At 69.9% G+C, this 16,582-nt stretch carries 13 protein-coding genes and 1 pseudogene; 7 read left to right on the forward strand and 7 right to left on the reverse strand.

The annotated features are described in order from the left end of the window. Positions 1-149: 149 nt before the first annotated feature. Positions 150-1,625 (reverse strand): DUF2079 domain-containing protein, encoded by a 1,476-nt coding sequence (locus J4557_RS38765; protein WP_208271801.1) that lies wholly within the window; start codon positions 1,623-1,625, stop codon positions 150-152. Between the two features lie 788 nt (positions 1,626-2,413). On the opposite strand from J4557_RS38765, the gene J4557_RS38770 reads away from it, so the two are divergent. The 4 genes from J4557_RS38770 to J4557_RS38785 all read left to right on the forward strand — a co-directional run bounded on the left by J4557_RS38770 (position 2,414) and on the right by J4557_RS38785 (position 8,082). After that, a complete protein-coding gene (locus J4557_RS38770; RefSeq protein WP_208271802.1) occupies positions 2,414-4,588 on the forward strand; it encodes a hypothetical protein in 2,175 nt (724 codons plus the stop codon). Between the two features lie 651 nt (positions 4,589-5,239). Then, positions 5,240-5,635 (forward strand): GNAT family N-acetyltransferase, encoded by a 396-nt coding sequence (locus J4557_RS38775; RefSeq protein ID WP_208271803.1) that lies wholly within the window; start codon positions 5,240-5,242, stop codon positions 5,633-5,635. A gap of 625 nt (positions 5,636-6,260) precedes the next feature. Then, entirely contained in the window at positions 6,261-6,779 is a 519-nt protein-coding gene (locus J4557_RS50200) for a SigE family RNA polymerase sigma factor (protein WP_307800458.1), read from the forward strand. Beyond that, complete coding sequence (locus J4557_RS38785; RefSeq protein WP_208271804.1) at positions 6,769-8,082, forward strand: hypothetical protein; 1,314 nt, start codon at positions 6,769-6,771, stop codon at positions 8,080-8,082. The genes J4557_RS50200 and J4557_RS38785 overlap by 11 nt, the downstream gene beginning before the upstream one ends. A gap of 140 nt (positions 8,083-8,222) precedes the next feature. On the opposite strand, the gene J4557_RS52290 is transcribed toward J4557_RS38785, so the two are convergent. From J4557_RS52290 to J4557_RS38800, 4 genes and pseudogenes are all read right to left on the reverse strand, one after another. Then, positions 8,223-8,525, reverse strand: a complete 303-nt coding sequence (locus J4557_RS52290) for a pyridoxal-phosphate dependent enzyme (RefSeq protein WP_208271907.1) — start codon at positions 8,523-8,525, stop codon at positions 8,223-8,225. 12 nt (positions 8,526-8,537) lie between these two features. After that, complete coding sequence (locus J4557_RS38795; protein ID WP_208271805.1) at positions 8,538-8,705, reverse strand: hypothetical protein; 168 nt, start codon at positions 8,703-8,705, stop codon at positions 8,538-8,540. Positions 8,706-8,805: 100 nt separating this feature from the next. Next, a pseudogene (locus tag J4557_RS50205) lies at positions 8,806-9,113 on the reverse strand (transposase); the annotation flags it as partial. Between the two features lie 71 nt (positions 9,114-9,184). Further along, positions 9,185-9,913 (reverse strand): dienelactone hydrolase family protein, encoded by a 729-nt coding sequence (locus J4557_RS38800; RefSeq protein ID WP_208271806.1) that lies wholly within the window; start codon positions 9,911-9,913, stop codon positions 9,185-9,187. A 533-nt stretch (positions 9,914-10,446) separates the two neighbouring features. Here J4557_RS38800 and J4557_RS38805 point away from each other — a divergent pair. Beyond that, positions 10,447-11,880, forward strand: coding sequence for an FG-GAP-like repeat-containing protein (locus J4557_RS38805; RefSeq protein ID WP_208271807.1), 1,434 nt, complete (start codon positions 10,447-10,449; stop codon positions 11,878-11,880). 94 nt (positions 11,881-11,974) lie between these two features. Here the strand turns inward: J4557_RS38805 and J4557_RS38810 are convergent, their stop codons facing one another. Next, positions 11,975-12,955: an AraC-like ligand-binding domain-containing protein gene (locus J4557_RS38810; protein WP_208271808.1), complete on the reverse strand. Its 981-nt coding sequence runs from the start codon at positions 12,953-12,955 to the stop codon at positions 11,975-11,977. A 173-nt stretch (positions 12,956-13,128) separates the two neighbouring features. Between J4557_RS38810 and J4557_RS38815 the strand changes: the two genes are divergently transcribed. Beyond that, entirely contained in the window at positions 13,129-13,761 is a 633-nt protein-coding gene (locus tag J4557_RS38815; protein WP_208271809.1) for a TetR/AcrR family transcriptional regulator, read from the forward strand. A 394-nt stretch (positions 13,762-14,155) separates the two neighbouring features. Here J4557_RS38815 and J4557_RS38820 read toward each other — a convergent pair whose 3' ends face one another. After that, positions 14,156-15,199, reverse strand: a complete 1,044-nt coding sequence (locus tag J4557_RS38820) for an alcohol dehydrogenase (RefSeq protein WP_208271810.1) — start codon at positions 15,197-15,199, stop codon at positions 14,156-14,158. 192 nt (positions 15,200-15,391) lie between these two features. On the opposite strand from J4557_RS38820, the gene J4557_RS38825 reads away from it, so the two are divergent. Further along, positions 15,392-16,264, forward strand: a complete 873-nt coding sequence (locus J4557_RS38825; protein ID WP_208271811.1) for a helix-turn-helix transcriptional regulator — start codon at positions 15,392-15,394, stop codon at positions 16,262-16,264. Positions 16,265-16,582: the final 318 nt, after the last annotated feature.

Raw genomic sequence — 16,582 nt, forward strand, 5'->3', positions numbered from 1 at the left:
ACCCCGGAATCAACGGCTCAACAATCGCCCACAACTCGTCCGGCACCAGCCGCAGCGCAAGATCCGACGACATGCCCCCAAATCATGCCGCACACCGGCGGTCGGATCCACGTGAGACACGCTCTAAATCGCAGCACTCGATTAGTACTTTAAGGGGCGCGACGTAGGACGATGATCCCTGATTTCTCGTAGACGCTGGTGAATCCCTGGATCCTCAATCCGTCTAGGTTGTCTGCTTCCGGCCGGCCGGCACAGGTGCGGGAATGTACATCGATGATCGACCAGTTGGCGTCCTCCTTTCCTTCGCCGATCAGAATCGCCCGATTGCCTCGGGGAATCTGGGGCAGGAGATAGTTGCTCACCTGCACCGTCACGCCGGTGGGGACGTGCGCGATTGCCTGCTGAACGGCCTGCCGGTAACTCGCCGACCGGGTTGTACCCCCACTGAGCCATGACCGCAGCGGCGTGGCCGGGCTGACGGCGACCATCAGCACCACCGCCAGAGCCAGTTCCGGCCACCGCGATGTGGCGACTCGGACCAGACCACCGCGGACAAGACCACCGCGGACCAATGCGGCTCCTGGGGTCGGCGCGGAATCATTCCGCCGACGCATCCGAGCCAGGCCGTCGGCCATCCCGATCACCAGGATCACCATCAGCACCGTGCTGTAGTGCAGCGTCCAGGCCCACATCGCCGGTTTCGTCGACAGCATCCGCTCGGCCAGCGTCGGCAGCGTGAGCAGCACCACCGGTGAGCGGAGAGCGCCGAGCCCGAACGGGATCAGCAGCAGTACCCAGGTGGTGAGCTTGGTGGAGTTGTCGAAGAGGGTGAACGCAGTGATGGCGGGATGTGTGATCACGTAGCGGCCGAACTCCTCCAGGTTCGTCGAGCCGCCAAGCCCCAAGTAGTCGTAGTGCGGATATGAGCCGCCCCGGAAGTGCGGAATGATCACGCGGACGGTGGTGATCAGCACGAGCGGGCCGGCGAGCAGCAGCACCAGGGCGTGCCGCCATTTGCGGTAGGCCATCGCCAGGACGCCGAACATGAACACCGTCGCGCCCATATCCTCCTTGGCGAGCATGGTGGCGCAGGCGAACGCACAAGCGGTGCTCCATCGCCCGGCAAGGGCGCGCTCCAACGCCCAGGCCAGCAGAGTCGCGCTGAAGATCGTCTCATGTACGTCGTAGCCGACGTCATTGAGCAGGCCGAACGACGTCAGGTATGCCGCGGTGAGGTACGCGGCCGGGCGATCGCCCAGCAGTCGCCGCACCGTTCGGTAGACGGGGATCCCCGACGAGGCGAGCAGTACGTGACCAGCAATGATCAGCGTCTGCGGGGCATCCCGGATCCAATACAGCGGAGCCAGCAGCGCGAACAGCGGCATGAAGTGATCGCCCCAGTGATGAAAACCCGGACCTTTGATCGGCACCTCCGGAAAGCCCCGCATCGCCCACCCGTGTACCGCCTGATCGAAGATCCCCAGGTCACAGGCGGCCGTCAATACATTCTGCTGCCGGGACAATCCGACCAGGCAATAGCTGAAGGCTGCCGTTGCGACGAGCCAACTACAGGGTGAACAGATCACGCCCCGGGCCACGGCGAGAGCGCCGTAGAAGACCTTCATTCCGCCGAGGTTCGGTCGGTGACGAATCGCTCGTACGTCAAGCCGTTGTCGTCCACGGGCCATCCCTTCTGTGTCACACCCCCGGGACGCCGCAGCACTCCTGTTCTGTTGCACGCGCAGGACCGTTTTCAGGAACGCTGGCGCATTTCCTCCTGCAGACGGGCGTCAAGCCAGTCCGCTTGGCCGTGCAACGGGACCGGCTCGGGTCCCTGAGTCGATTCCTGCGCTGCTGCTCTCTTCTGACCGACCACGGGCGCCGATGCGGCTGACCTTGTGCGTGGCCACCTTCTGGTCATGAGGAGCGGTCCAGAGGCGCTGAACGCCGTGCGGTCGCAGGAGGGTAAAACCGGCGGACAAGTTGCGACCGAGATCTGGGACGCGCCACTGACCGGCGGAAACGCCCGCAGGGTCCTGTCGATGCAGGTCGCAGGCGAACAGGCGAGAGCGAACGGTTGGTCTTTGGTGGACGGCAGATCCGCTAGAGCCGTGCCGCAGACGCCCAGGAAGACATGAACCTGGAACAGGCGGGTGAGCGTGTCCTCTGTCTTCGAGGCGCCGCTCGCCGGACGACCCGCCCGGATCGGAATCCCGGCTGAAGGCTCGCCGATGGGCTGGCCGCCCATCCTACGAGGAGCAGAGAACTCTCAGAACCTGCGGATCAAGCCGTGCGCTGCCCAGCGGTCCTGGCATTCGAAACGGCTTCGGCTGGGCGAGGGAAGCCTTGAAAACGGGAGGACATGGGGGAGACGGGGCTGCCAGTCTGGTGAGCCGATTATGGAGGGGGCCCTATGCCGGACGGCGATGAAGCGTCTTTTCTCGGAGAGTTCAGCCAGCGGCTGCACAGTGGCGACCTCGGTGTCGTGTGCGAGGCGCTGAGCGATTACCAGCAGGCACAGGCCAATACCAGGTGGGGAGCGGACAACCCGTATTGGCCACTGAACAACGAGGTTCTCTTCGTCGCCCGCGACCTCCTGGACCGGTCGTCCACGCTCGCCGAAGAGAACCGGCATCGGGCGCTCTCCTGGTCGCTCACCATGGTGTGGCACCTTGGTGAAGACGAGGACGCCGACCGGATCGCCGGGATCCTGGAAACCACCTCCGACCCCGGACTGCGGGAGGAAGGGCTGATGGCCGCGTCCACTGCTCTTCAGGACGCGGAGGAACCGAACCCTCGGCTCTTGGCGGCCGTCCGCGCGATCGCCCTCGACGAGAGTCTGGACGCGCGGGATCGCTGCGCCGCGATCCATGCCCTGGGCGATCTCGACATGCCCGAGGTGGAGGCCGTCTTCGTCCGCCTCACCGAGTCCGGCGACCTGAAGGTCCAGGTCAGTGCCGCCGGGCAGCTGTCATCGCCCAAGAAGGTTCGAGTGCACCGCGAGCTGCTCCAGCAGCTCGTCGACTCCTGGCCGGAGGACGCGGGCCCCTTTTCCAAGGACATTCGTGATGCGCTCACGGGCTTCCACAGCACTTACTGGAAGGACGCCCACCTGGACGATCCGGCCCTTCGGAGCGCCCACGACGAGCTGAGGTTCCCGCTGACCGACGAGACGTGCCTGGATGCCTTCACCACACTGCTGCGCAGCGACGACCCGCTCGCCGTGGGCATCGCGCTCGACCACTACGAGAACTGGGAAGGGCTGCGGCACGTCCTGGACGACTCCGACCTGGCGGACGCCTACCTGCCCGAGGTTCTGGAGCGGGCCCGCGAGGTGCTCCGTCGTCCGATCCCGCCCGCCGAGGTGAGCGCCCTGAACATGATCGGGGCACGGCATGTGGAACCGGGCGACGCCGACCTGCTGGTGCAGATCCTCGGCCGGACGGATTCCGACACCGTCCGGCACGAGGCCGTCTGGATGGCGTACGGGCTCTTCGACGAGACCGAGACCGAGACCGAGACCGTGGACGCCCGCCTCGTCGAGGCGGTGAGCGGCGTGATCTTCGACCCGTCCTCCGCCTCCCGCAGCACCAAGGAGACGGCGATCCGGATCCTGGCCGACGGGCTCGGTGCAGGCGCCGACGACGTCCTTCTGCGTGTGATCCGCGAGGGGGAGCCGGACGTGCAGGTGCACGCGGTCTCCTACCTGGTGAAGACCGGCGGCCTGGACCGCCACCGAGCGGTCATGGAAGACCTGGCCGATAGCTGGGAGGAGCGTCCTCCGGCGCGTTTCTGGGGCCAGAACCCCGTCGACCTGGTCTTCGGGAAGCCGCACAGCGTTCACTGGCAGGGGCACCGGCTACAGGACCCGGATCTGCATCGCGCGCACAGAAGGCTGCGCCTCCCCACGGCGGACGAGTCGTACCACGACGCCATGCGCACGATGCTCGAAAGTGGAGATGTGGCCGCCGTCGGCATCGCCCTGGACCATTGGTGGGACTCCGAAGGCGCCCTCGCGCGAGGCGGCGAAGAGGCACGGCAGCCGGCGAGGGCGCTCGTCCTCACGCTGATACAGAAGATCCTGCGGCAACCGCCGTCTCCGCCTGAGCTCAGCCGCGAGTACGGTCCCCGCGCCGCCCACCTCACCGCCCTGTCGGCCTTGAGGATCGCCGCGGAGGACGACCTTTCCGTCCTGGCCGACTCGCTCGAGGGCGCCGACTCGCTTCGCGACCAGCTTCTCGACACCGTGAGAGACGTGCTCTGGTCCGTCGGCCACTCCCACCCCCGGCTCGTCCAGGCTCTTGGGGACATCGTGTGCGACGAGGCCGTCCCGATGAGCGAGCGCAGTCAGGCCTTGTACCTGCTGGAGGAGTTTCGGTGCGGCAACTCCCTCGACGTCCTCTTGAGCGCGACTCGCTGCCCCGAACTGGAGATCCAGGCGGCCGCAGCCCTGGCCCTCGCACGGGACGAGACGTTCGAAGAGCACCGTCCGATGATCCAGGCTCTCGCCGCGAGTTGGCCCACAGAAGACGCTCCGACCGAGGTCATCGAAGTGCGCGAGCTTCTCGAAGACTCCGACGAGGAATAGAGCTCCTCGGCCCGCCCGCCAACTGATGAAGTCGCGGACAGCTTCACGAACTCCTCCGGCCTCTCGGCCATCATGGGGCCATCAGCATCGAATACCACGCGAACGTGCCGGCTGCGGCGGCCGCCGGTTCCCGGCCCTTCCCCTGCCTCGACCGCCACTACATCGAGCAGCGGGCGCTTGCCGCACCCAGGTGGTGGTGCCGCTCGGCCCAGCGTTTGGCGGTTCGGCCAGGGCGGCTCATAACGCTCGGCCGCCCGCGCGATGAGCCAGCCCGTATCGACGACCGGACGCGCCGATCGAAGACGGTTCGCGAGGATTCAGACAGCGTTAGCGGGGGCAGCCAGTTGTGACTGCGCAACCGGGACCCGTCGGCCGACCGAAGAAGGCCACCTGGGCCGGACCGCCCGTTGCCGCAGCAGCCGCACCGTCGCCCGGAGGGGGCAGGGTGGGGTGGCCTGCCGGCGGTCATCGGGGGCGAGTTCGCAGGTGCCGATCAGGTAGTCGACTGCGGCGGGTGCGGCGGGTGCGGCGGGTGCGGCGGGTCGCCTGGGAGGCTGCCGATCCCACGCAAGAAGCTCGACCAACGGGGGCGGGGAGTGAGAGGTCGTCTGCCGCCACGGGGGGCCGCTCTGGTGTCTCTACGCTCACGGCATGACGATCATGTACGAATGGCGAGGCGACTTCGAGAACGCAGCCGTCAACGCGTTGCACGCGGAGGGCTTCAACCATCGGGTCCTGGACATCGACTGGCTGGCACAGGTCCACCGCCATAGCCTCGGCTGGGTCTGCGCTCGGCGCGAGGGCGAGCTCGTCGGCTTCGTCAATCTCGCGTGGGACGGTGGTGTCCACGCATTCGTCCTGGACACCGTGGTCAGGGGAGACCTTCGCCGATCCGGGATCGGCGCTGGGCTGGTCACCGCAGCCGTTCGAGGCGCCCGGGCGGCACGGTGCGAATGGCTGCACGTCGATTTCGATGACCACCTGCAGGCCTTCTACTTCGGCGCCTGCGGCTTCGAGCCGACGAACGCGGGACTCATCGCGCTCTGACCGGGCTCTGGAGTCGTTTTCGGTGGCGGCGACGTTACACGGGCAGGCGGTTCCGGTCACGGCGTCTTCGATCACGAGGAGTGCCAGTGCCCAAGATGCCCGGAAGTTATCTCGCCTCCCGAGATCAGATCGCCTACCTGCAGACCGAACTGGCCGTCATCAGCCGAGCGATTGAGCTGGTGAAGCGGGCGGTGCCCCATAGGGCGATTCGAAGCCATCGCAGTGATGCCCGGCGAGGGGCTGCCCATCAAGGTCTGCTGCAACGTCCTGGGGATTCCATATGCGGCGCAAGCGCCCACCCCCGATGCGCGCGATCCGGCACCGAGCAGGTGCGCGGGGTGCACACCGAGCCCCATGGCAGCTCTGGCCTCCGGCGCGTGCACGCCGAACCCACCCTCGGTCCGAGCCCCCCGGTCGGACACGGAGCCGTCGAGTTGGCCTTCGCCACGACCATGTGGGTCGGCCGCCCTGCCGGCCGCCACTTGCGCCCTCAGTTGCCTGCTCCCGCACGAGGCCGGCACAGCGGTGGCATGACGAGCCGGTAGGCCGGGGGAGAGGACGCCTTCGGGATGCAACAGATCAAGGCGCCGCAGCGTCCTGGGGTGTGACTGAGAAGGGATGGCCTGTGGACGATGACGGCTTGACGTACGAGCGATTCGTTACCGACCGAGCCGCGACACTCCTGCGCTACGGCTATGTACTGACCGGCAATGCGCACGATGCGGCCGATCTCGTGCAGGAAGGGCTGCTCCGATTGCGCACCGCGTGGCCCCGCGTGGTCAGGAAGGACGATCCGGAGGGGTACACGCGGGCGATCATGGCGCGCTTGCACATCAGCGCATGGCGGCGGCGCAGACGTGAGCGACTCGTCCGCGAGGTGCCCGAGGGCGGCTACGTGGATCGAGGCCTCGAGCAGACCGAGCGGGATCCCCGGTTGTGGCGGGCGCTGGCGGCGTTGCCGCGGCGTCAGCGGGCCGTGCTGGTCCTTCGGTACTACGAGGACCTGCCGGACGAGGAGATCGCCGAGCTGCTCGACATCTCGCGAGGGACGGTGCGTAGCCAGGCCGCCCGCGCTCTCGACAAGCTCCGGGCGGATTGGCGTCCGTCCCTGACCCAGGCAGTGGGGGCCCACCATGACCGATGACCTTCAGCGGGCACTGAGGACCACGCTCAAGGCCGCGTCGCTGGACGCGCCGCACGCGGCACCGGACCTGCTCGACCAGCTGGCGGGCCGGGCCCGGGCGCGGCAGCGCAACCGGGCGACGATGGCGGCGGCCGCGGTCACGACGGCGCTGCTGGTGACCGCCGGGACGTCGGCCGCCCTGCGCGCCGGAAACGCGCCCGGGTCCGGTGCCCTCTCCGGCAAGAGCGCCGGCGGCTTGCCGACCGAGACCGTCCCCTCGCCGGTACCGGTCCCGAAGGCGGCGGTCCGGACCGAGCCGGACACGCTGCCGAACGGGCGCCGGTACAACCCGGAAGTGGCACTGGACGGCACGTCTCTGCTGGTCTCGACGGAGTCGCGTCCTGAAGTGACCGACCAGCTTTGGGTGTACGACCTACAGAACCACCAGGCCACCAAGGTCACCGACGTCGTCGAGAAGGGAACGTCGACGCAGTACGCCGGGAACCTCGCTGCCGGCGACGGTCAGGCCGTATGGTCGCAGGAGGGCACGGTCGCGGGACGGGCCGTGACCGAGATCTGGGCCGCCCCGCTGAACGGCGGAAACGCCCGCAGGGTCGTCTCGCTGGACGCCGGCTCGAAGGAGGCGGGGATCGGGCGACTGGTCGTGGGAGGCGGCACGATCAGGTGGAGCCGCGCAGCGAACGGCGGGACCGCCGACGACGAGCACGGGAGCGCCTCGGGGGCAACCGCCGTGTACGAGGTACCGCTCGCCGGAGGGCCCGTGCGGATGGTCCCCGGAACCGACGGCTACCGCATCTTGTCCTGGCCGTGGATCGGTACCCCGGGCACCAGCAGCGGCCGCACCGGGGACGTGGACTTCAAGCGGCTGTGGAACCTGGCGACGGGCCAGACCCGCACCGTGCGTCTCCCCAAGTCCTCCAATACCTGGACCTGCTGGATCAGCTGGTGCGTAGGCGGCCCTCCACTCGGCGTCACCCTTGACCGGGTCCCCGACACCCGCGTCCTGCCACTGGCCGCGGGCACCGGGCGCGCCGTGCCCGCGGACGAGCTGCCTGTCAGCGAACCGCCGGAGGGATCGCTGATGTACGACCGGTTCCTCTCCCTGGCCAACGGCGACAAGCACGACACCCTCTACGACCTGGCGACGGGCAGGATGATGGATCTCGGGCCCAACTACGAGGACAACTGGCCGGTGAGCATACCGAGCGCCCGGCGTGACGACTCCACCCTGGCTCTCGACCGGTACCTCGTCCGACCGGTCAAGGGGGCCATCCAGATCATCGATCTCGCGGCCGTCGGGTGAAGCGGCCCGCCGGCGGCCGGCAACCGACGCGGTCGCGCGGGTCGGCCTCCAGTTTGTCCGGCATCGAGCAGATCGTTGCGTGGGTCACGCCCCGTTACCCCCCGGCGCACCAACGCGCCGCCGACGGTGCTGCAGGAACGTCAGTGCAGGCCGAAGCGCTCGGCCCACGAGATCACGGTGGTGGGCTCGGCGTTGGCGCCGCCAGCACCAGGCCCAGCCGAGCCCCGTCGTGGACCTGCCGGGCGGCAGGGAGCAGGCAACCGGCCGCCGGCTCGGCCCAGACCTTCGCAGGACATCGCCTCGGCCCCTCGGGTCTCCACTCCCCAGACCCGCACACCCGGCCGCCGCGCCCGCAGTGCCGCTGCCACACCCGAGATCAGCGCACCGCCGCCGATGCTGACCAGCACATCGGTCAGCTCGCCGGCGTCCTCGGCCAGTTCCAGCCCGAGCGTGCCCTACCCGGCGATGACGTCCGGATCGTCGAACGGGTGCACGACCGTCAGCCCCTCGGCCCGGAGCCGCTCCATCAGCACGAACGCAGCGTCCACGGTGTCGGTCAGCCGCACCACGGCCCCGGTCGACGCGGCGATCTCGACGGCGCGCGCAGGGGCCGACTGCGGCATGACGACGGTCGCCTAGACATCGAGCGCGGCGGCCATCACCGCGACCGCGATCGCATGGTTGCCGCCGCTCACCGCCACCACACCCACCGCGCGTTTCCTCCAGCTTGTCCAGAGCCGGGCCCAGCAGTGGGGAGTCGTCGCGATTGGCCGGGGCAAGCACCCGGCCCAGCGGGATGCCGTACCCCTCGACCAGCAGCGATCGTTTCATGCCCTTGCGGCGATCCACCGGAGACGCCCGGCCAGTTCGCCACCACCCGGCGCCTTAACGATGCAGCCGTCCACGGCGACGTCGTCCAGCGGCGAACCGACGATCCGCGCGTAAGCGTCCAGGGCGCGTTTCCTGCGCCGGGCGAATGCCCCGGTGTTGATCCGTTCGTCGCGGCGGTTGCGGATCGTGGTGGCCGAACAGTCTGGACTGGACCGGACGCGCTGGCCGGGAACGAGTCCCGGGCCAGCGCGCCGAGCACTGCGACCTCGTGTCAGCTCAGATGCCGGGCGAAGAACCTCAGCGAGCTGTCCGCTTCGAACGACGGCACATCCTCGTGCTTGCCGGGGTTGGCGTGCAGCGTCTTCTCAGTCGAGGCCAAGGCGTCGAACAATGCCAGGCTCTGGTTCCGCGACACCATCTGATCGTTCCACTGGACCAGAAACTGCACCGGCACGGTGATCCGCGCGGCGTCCTCGGCCAGCCCGTGCACACCGAGCAGGCCGAGCACCGCCGCACGGATCCGGGGCTCTGCGGCGATGAGCGGGATACCGAGCCCGCAGCCCATCGACATGCCGTGGTAGCCCACCGGGCCGACGCCGACCTGGTCGAGGCGTTGGACCGCGTTCAGGATCGCTTGCCAGTCCGCGACGGCCTGACCAGCCAGATAGCCGTGCATGCCGGCGACCAGCGCGCCCGGATCCTCACCGGCGGCCATGCCGGCCCGCATCTCGGCCGCGATCCGGCCGAACTCCTCATCCTTGGGCCGGTCGCCGTGGTTGGGTGCGTCGATCGCGACGGCCGCGAAACCCTCGGCGGCGTAGCGGCGCGCGTGGGACACGATGCCGGTGGCCGTCTTGTGCTGCCCCCCGCCGTGGCCCAGCAGAATCAGGGGACGAGTACCGCAGGCGCCTTCCGGCGTCCACAGCACACCGGGGATCTCGCCGAGGGTGAAGAACTGTTCGGTGACGCCGTCCGACGACGTCCGGGCGGTGAAGCGCATCAGCGTTTTCAGGCCTTTCGGGATGCCTTGTGCGGGCGCTCCCTAGGTTATGTCCTGAAATCCAGACGTCTTCCGGAATCACGCTCACCCGATGGCTTGCGCAGATCACCGGCTCGTGGCCTCCACCACTGCTTGGGTTGAGGCCCTCGTTCGGTCACGCCTCTGGCTCGGCCGCACGCCGGGCTGCAGCGTCCCGAGCCGGTTCTCCGTGCCCGGCTGCCGAATCGCCGGAAGCCAGATCCGATCGCTCTCGGCGTCGTGCGGCGGCTCCTCCTCAGGGCGGCGGCTGCGATGGCGGCAGGCGTGGAGCGATCGTCAAGAGGTGTCCGCTCGCCGTCAAAGCCCGGCGCGCCGCCTCCTGTTAACTTTCTGGAGTGAACACGGGGAAATTTGAATCACCGCGGAGTCTGTTCGCTCCCATTTTTGCGCCTTCTTCCCGGCGCCGGCGAATCGATTCCAGGGCCCTCGCCTAATTCGCCTTCCCCTGCTTCGCTCATTCTCTGCAAATCCTCCCCGTCAGAAGGATGTCCCCTATGACTCGACGCAATCGGTGCCTGCGCGGCGCCGCGCTCGCCGCGGTCACGGCAGCGGCCGCCGGCACAGCGGGCCTGTCCGCCGTGCCCGCGCACGCCGCCCCCAAGGCGCCCGCCCGGCCCGGCGACTTCAACGGCGACGGCCACCGCGACCTGGTGCTCGGCAGCCCGTTCGGCACCGCGAACGGGGCCGCCAGGGCCGGGTTCGTCACCGTCGTCTACGGCACCGCGACCGGTCCCGATCCGGCCCACCGGCAGGTCATCTCGCAGGAGAGCGCCGGGATTCCGGGCGGTTCGGAGGAGTCGGACGGGTTCGGCGCCTCTCTGGCCTCTGCCGATTTCGACCTCGACGGTTACGCCGACCTCGCCGTGGTCGCCTCCGGCGAGGATTCCAACGGGCCCTTGGAGGGCGGCGGCATCACCCTCATCTACGGCAGTGCGAGCGGCCTGTCGTCCAGGGCGGTGAGGTTCGGGACCGATGACGGCGACGCCTACGCCCACGGCGCCGTCACCGTCAGCGCCGCCGATGTCACTGGCGACGGCAAGCCCGACCTGGTCGCCGGCGGCCGCGGCTCCTTCACCCTCTACCGCAGCCTGGCGTCGGGCGACCTGACCGGGACGACCACCACCGTCGGCCACGGGGAGGGCGAGACCGTCCAGGTGTCCACCGCCACCGCCGACTTCACCGGCGACGGTCACGCAGATCTGGCGTACGCGTACATCTGGGGCGGCATCGACGGGCAGGACCCCTCGCTGCGGTTCAACGTCTACATGGGCTCCTCGACCGGGCTCGCCGACACCGCGGCCTACACCTCGTCCAGCATCGCGGCGCGGTCCCTGGCCGCCGGTGACGTCGACGGCGACGGCCGCGCCGACCTGGTCGCGGGCGTGGACACCGACCGCGGCGGCCAGGTCCGCGTCTACCCGGGCACCGCGTCCGGCGTCGGCACCGCCACCGTCATCGACCAGGACACCGACGGCGTCCCCGGAACCGCCGAGTACGGCGACTCCTTCGGCGCGTCCGTGGCGACCGGCGACGTGAACGGCGACGGTCGCGCCGAGATCGCGGTCGGCGCCCCCGGCAAGACCGTCGACACCGTCGCCAAGGCGGGCGCGGCCACCGTGCTGTACGGCGGACCGGGCGGAGTGACCGGCAGCGGCGCCCAGTTGATCAGCGAGAACGTCGGGGACGTGACGGGCCACGCCGAGGAGAACGACCTGTTCGGCGCGCAGGTGTCGCTCGCCGACCTCGACGGGGACGGCAAGGCCGACCTCAACGCCGGCGCACCCGGCGAGAACGGCGGCGGAGGCGCCCTGTACATGCTGAACGGCGGCGCGTCCGGTGTGTCCACCACCGGAGGCCGAACGTTCTACTCCAGCACGCTCGGGGTGCAGGGACTCGACGCCGGACTCGGCGGCGTCGTCCTGCCCTGACCTCGCGGCGGGCCGCGCGGCGCCCTCGCCCCCGCCGCGCGGCCCGCGTTCCGGCTCCGCCGCCTTGACGGGCGGCGGCCCTTTCCGGAAACGGCTATGCGGTCCGGCCCGGTGCCGATTCGAGGGCGCGGCGGCGATGGTCGCTCGGAGCGATGCCGTAGGCCGCGCGGAACGCACGGGTGAAGGTGGCGTGGTCGTTGAATCCCCAGCGCGTCGCGATCCGGTGGATGGGCACCGCGTCCAGCGCCGGATCACCGAGATCGCGGCGCGCGCGTTCGAGGCGGAGCCGGCGGATCCACGACGAGACCGCGATGCCCTGCGACTGGAAGAGCCGATGCAGGTAGCTGACCGAGATGTGATGCGCGGCGGCGATGGAGCGCGGTGACAGCCCGGGGTCGTGGAGGTGCCGCCACACGTACTCCTTGATGCGCGGGAGAAGCGCGCGCTGTGGAAGGCGGTCCACCGGCTCCATTGCCGCATGGTGCGCGATCAGCGCGTTCAGGAGATCGACCGTGATGCCGCCCAGGCGGGGCGCGTCGGCCGGGCGGTAGGCGCCGGAGTCCGTGGTCAGCCGGAGGAGGTACTCGGTGAGCAGCGCCCCCACCCCCGACCTTCCCGGGAGCGGGACCGCGAGGACCCGGTCGGCCTGTTCCGGGTGCGCCACCAGGGTGCGGGGCACCTGGGCGCGCACGAGCCTGGCCGGCCGCTCCTCCGCCGTGATCCGCACCCGTAGCGGGCGCCCGCTGTCATAGACCGCGAGCTCGCGTTCACCCAGTTCGGCGCGTCGGCCGGCCTGGTCCACGACGAGTCGGCCGCGCAACGGGAACACGACCGAGTACAGTCCCGGGTCCTGCGCCCGGATGAGCGGCGGCGGCCTGCGCACCTCGGCCGGCGAGCAGGTCAGTTCGACCACGTCCGCCGCCCCGAGATCAAGCGCCCGCACCGTCGCCTGGAAGCCCTGCGGCCCGTCGCTCACGACCCGCATCGGGGGCGCGCTGGTCACCTGGAAGTCGTCGAAGGCGGCCAGCCGCCGATCGGGCGCGAACTCGTCGCTGCTGAAGACCGTCCGGATCATCGTTCCCCCAGGCAGAGGCGCGTGCGGGGTCCATGGCGGCCCGCCGGCCGTGCGCCACGCACTTTAAGGGACTGAGAGTCCCCTCTGCAAGGTACTCATAGTCCCTTGCAGTGCCGCGTAACCTACGGCCTGGGCTGACGAAAAGGTACTGACGAGTCTTCTGGAGGGCGGCCATGGCACCGGACGACGCCGCGCGGGACCCGGCGCGCGGCAGCGGCGGCCGGGTGAGGCGCCCCAGGCGCAGTGCCGCGCAGGTCCAGCACGCCGTCCTGCAGGCCGCCGTCGACGAACTGACCGACCGGGGATACGACGGCTTCACGATGGACCGGGTCGCCGCCCGCGCCGGCACGAACAAGACGGCGATCTACCGGCGCTGGCCCAGCCGCACCTCGCTCGCCCTCGCCGCCTACAGGCAGCTGGTCGCGCGGCCGGAGAGCCCGCCCGACACCGGCGCGCTCCGCTCGGACGTCATCGCCCTCCTCCGGGCGGCGGCCGACCGGATGAGCTCCCCGGCCGGAGCCGAGATCCTGCGCGGCCTGGTCATGGACGCGCGCCGCGAACCGGAGACGATGGCCGCCCTGCGCGACGAACTCGCCCGCGGTGAGCCCGGCACGATGCTGGCCGTCCTCGCGCGGGCCGTCGCCCGCGGGGAGGCGCGGCAGGAGTCCCTCGTCCCGCGCATCGCGACCCTGCCCGTGGCGCTGCTCCGCAACGAGCACCTCTTGAACGGCCCGGAGCCGGTCCCGGACGAGACCATCACCGAGATCGTCGACCTGGTGTTCCTCCCCCTGGTCCGCCCACGCTGACCGCCCTCCCGGTAGTGGCCGCAGCCCGACCCCTCGGCCGACGGCCCAGAAACGAGCCGCCCGGCGTACTTGCGAAACAAGCCATCGATGAACGCCAGCTGCCTTCGGCCGCCACTCAGTGCATTTTCTCCACAGCCCACTGTCCTTCCCACCCCTGGCAATTTGCGGTACGGGCCAACGTTCGCCGTTGACCGAACATCCCGAGCTCTGACTGGGGCGTTGAGGCGCGGAATGGGCGGGCCCCTCGCCGCAGTGGCGAGGGGCCTGGCCTGAGGAGGGTCGAGGGCCGGACCAAGTCAGGCTGGCGCAGGTTCTGGTCGTACAGCCCTACGGCCCGGCTGGCTAGGTCGTCGACATCGAAGGGGAACGGTGTCGGTGCTGCGGCCCACCCCGGTTACCTGCCGGTGGTAAGGACCATGCGGTAGCGGGCGTCGCCGGACATCATGCGGGTGTAGGCCGCGTCGACCTCGTCCAGAGGGCGCGTCTCAGTCGTGGGCCGGACGCCTGTCAGGGCAGCGAAGCGCAAGGTCTCTTCGACATCGCGTGCGGTGCCGGACGGGTGGCCATGCACGGACTTGCTGGTCGCGATGAGCTGGAACGGGCTGACCTGGATGGGCTCCGGCGTGGCGCCGAGCACGATGAGCTCGCCGTTGTGACGCAGCCCGTCGATGACGGCGCTCATGGCGTCGGAGTTGGCCGCGGTGGCGAGCACGACCTTTGCGCCGCCCAAGGACTGGAGCCGATCGGCCACGTCACCGGCGTTACCGTCGATGTAGTGGTGGGCGCCGAACTTCTTGGCCGCGTCGGCCTTGTCGTCGCCGCGTGCAATGGCCACGGTCTCGAATCCGAGCTTGGCGGCGAACTGCACGCCCAGGTGCCCGAGCCCTCCCAGGCCGAGCACGGCGACGAGATCACCCGGCTTGGCCGGACTGCGCCGCAACGCGTTGAAGGTGCTGACGCCGGCGCAGCCCATGGGCGCTGCCTCGACAGCGGTGATCTCATCGGGAATGCGGGCCAGCGCGGACGCGGGAACGACCACGGCCTCGGAGTAGCCGCCCGGGTAGGCCCAGCCAGGAATCTGGATACGCGCACAGTGGATGAAGTCGCCTTCGCGGCAGGCCAGGCAGGTTCCGCAGTTGCCGCCGAACCAGCCGACGGCCACCCGCTCGCCGACACCCCAGCCTTCGACACCGTCACCGATCGCGTCGATGCGTCCGGCGATTTCGTGTCCGGTCACCAGCGGGAACGGCACGTCGGGGAAGGCGGCGTTGACGAACGCCGAATCCGAACGGCAGACGCCACAGGCTTCGACCGTCAGGCGGACGTGGCCCCGGTGCGGCTCGGGCAGTTCGCGATCGACCACGCTGAACGGGCCGCCGGCCTCGGTGACCTGGGCGGAGCGGAAGGTCAGCGGCCTGGCAGAAGTATCCGAGGACATGATGGACCTCTTTCCGAGGAGACAGAGAGTGAGAGAGGAGCCCGTCCCAGCGGGCCCATGTCCAGCACAGCACTCCGGTGCCCTCCACAACCGCTGCGAGCAGGCCCTGAACGGGCCGGTACCGTGAAGGCAGGTACTGAGAGGGCCACTTACCCGGGGGCGCGCCGCCCGCGGGCGGACCACACTGGTGACATGGACCGTAGTAGCGAACTCGCCGGCTTTCTGCGCTCGCGCCGTGCCCGGATCACCCCCGATCGGGCGGGACTGGCGGAGGACGGGCGCGCCCGGCGAGTGCCCGGACTGCGCCGCGACGAGGTCGCGCGCCTCGCCGGTGTGAGCACCGAGTACTACACCCGGCTCGAACAAGGCCGCGCCGGAACCCCGTCCCCGGAGGTCGTCGAGGCCATCGCACGCACTCTCCAGCTTGATCCCGCGGAGCGCGAGCACCTCACCGACCTGCTGGTACGGCCCACCCCTGCGCGCCGTACCCCCTCCGCTCCGCAACGGGTCCGCCCAGGCCTGTACCTCATGCTCCAGACCCTGGAGCATGTCCCCGCCTTCATCCTCGGCCGACGCACCGACGTGCTGGCCGCCAACCACCTGGCGCGCGAGGTCCTGACCGACTTCGACGCCCTGCCTGTCCCGCAGCGCAACCTCGCCCGCTACTACCTCCTGGACCCCGATGCCCGTGACCGCGTCGGAGACTGGGCACAGATCGCCGCCGAGACCGTCGCCATGCTCCGCCTCGAAGCGGGCCGCCACCCGCACGACCGGCGACTCGCCGACCTCGTGGGCGAACTCACCCTGCGCTCACCCGAATTCACCACCTGGTGGAACGACCACCGCGTCCTGCGCCGCACCCACGGCACCAAGCACTACCACCACCCCGTCGTCGGCGATCTCCACTTCGCCTACGAGTCCTTCCAGCCCTCCGGCGACCCTGACCAGATCCTGTGCGTCTACAACGCCGAACCCGGCTCCGCCACCGCCGAAGCGCTACGGCTGCTGAGCAGCTGGACCGCCCCCGGCCCCCGGACACCCTCCCAGCCCGCGGACACGCAGTGAACCTCGGTCACCGCCGCCTCGGGTCGTCCAGCCGGCCAGGAGACGTCGCCGACCGGGGTGCCCCAGCGGAAGCGCGGGTGCGCGATCCAGCGACGCACTACAGTGGCCGGCGCTGCCGGCCGTCTGATCCGGCGCGGGTGCCGGTCGCGGTGCGGACATCAGTTGATCACTCCCCGGCGTGACGCGCAGGCCCTCCCAGGGTGAGGCCCTGACAGACGCGGCACGGCCGACCTCCAACCACCGGGTTCTGCCGGACGCAGCCGCCGGTCACCAGCGGGATCGGCGTCGGTGATGACGCGGGTGGAGGTCTGTTCGCCG

This window comes from Actinomadura nitritigenes (genome assembly GCF_017573545.1).
Lineage (GTDB): Bacteria > Actinomycetota > Actinomycetes > Streptosporangiales > Streptosporangiaceae > Spirillospora > Spirillospora nitritigenes.

Coding starts and splice junctions, on each gene's coding strand:
- J4557_RS38765 (WP_208271801.1), bottom strand. CDS start 1,625: ATGAAGGTCTTCTACGGCGCTCTCGCCGTGGCCCGGGGCGTGATCTGT.
- J4557_RS38770 (WP_208271802.1), top strand. CDS start 2,414: ATGCCGGACGGCGATGAAGCGTCTTTTCTCGGAGAGTTCAGCCAGCGG.
- J4557_RS38775 (WP_208271803.1), top strand. CDS start 5,240: ATGACGATCATGTACGAATGGCGAGGCGACTTCGAGAACGCAGCCGTC.
- J4557_RS38785 (WP_208271804.1), top strand. CDS start 6,769: ATGACCGATGACCTTCAGCGGGCACTGAGGACCACGCTCAAGGCCGCG.
- J4557_RS38795 (WP_208271805.1), bottom strand. CDS start 8,705: ATGCCGCAGTCGGCCCCTGCGCGCGCCGTCGAGATCGCCGCGTCGACC.
- J4557_RS38800 (WP_208271806.1), bottom strand. CDS start 9,913: ATGCGCTTCACCGCCCGGACGTCGTCGGACGGCGTCACCGAACAGTTC.
- J4557_RS38805 (WP_208271807.1), top strand. CDS start 10,447: ATGACTCGACGCAATCGGTGCCTGCGCGGCGCCGCGCTCGCCGCGGTC.
- J4557_RS38810 (WP_208271808.1), bottom strand. CDS start 12,955: ATGATCCGGACGGTCTTCAGCAGCGACGAGTTCGCGCCCGATCGGCGG.
- J4557_RS38815 (WP_208271809.1), top strand. CDS start 13,129: ATGGCACCGGACGACGCCGCGCGGGACCCGGCGCGCGGCAGCGGCGGC.
- J4557_RS38820 (WP_208271810.1), bottom strand. CDS start 15,199: ATGTCCTCGGATACTTCTGCCAGGCCGCTGACCTTCCGCTCCGCCCAG.
- J4557_RS38825 (WP_208271811.1), top strand. CDS start 15,392: ATGGACCGTAGTAGCGAACTCGCCGGCTTTCTGCGCTCGCGCCGTGCC.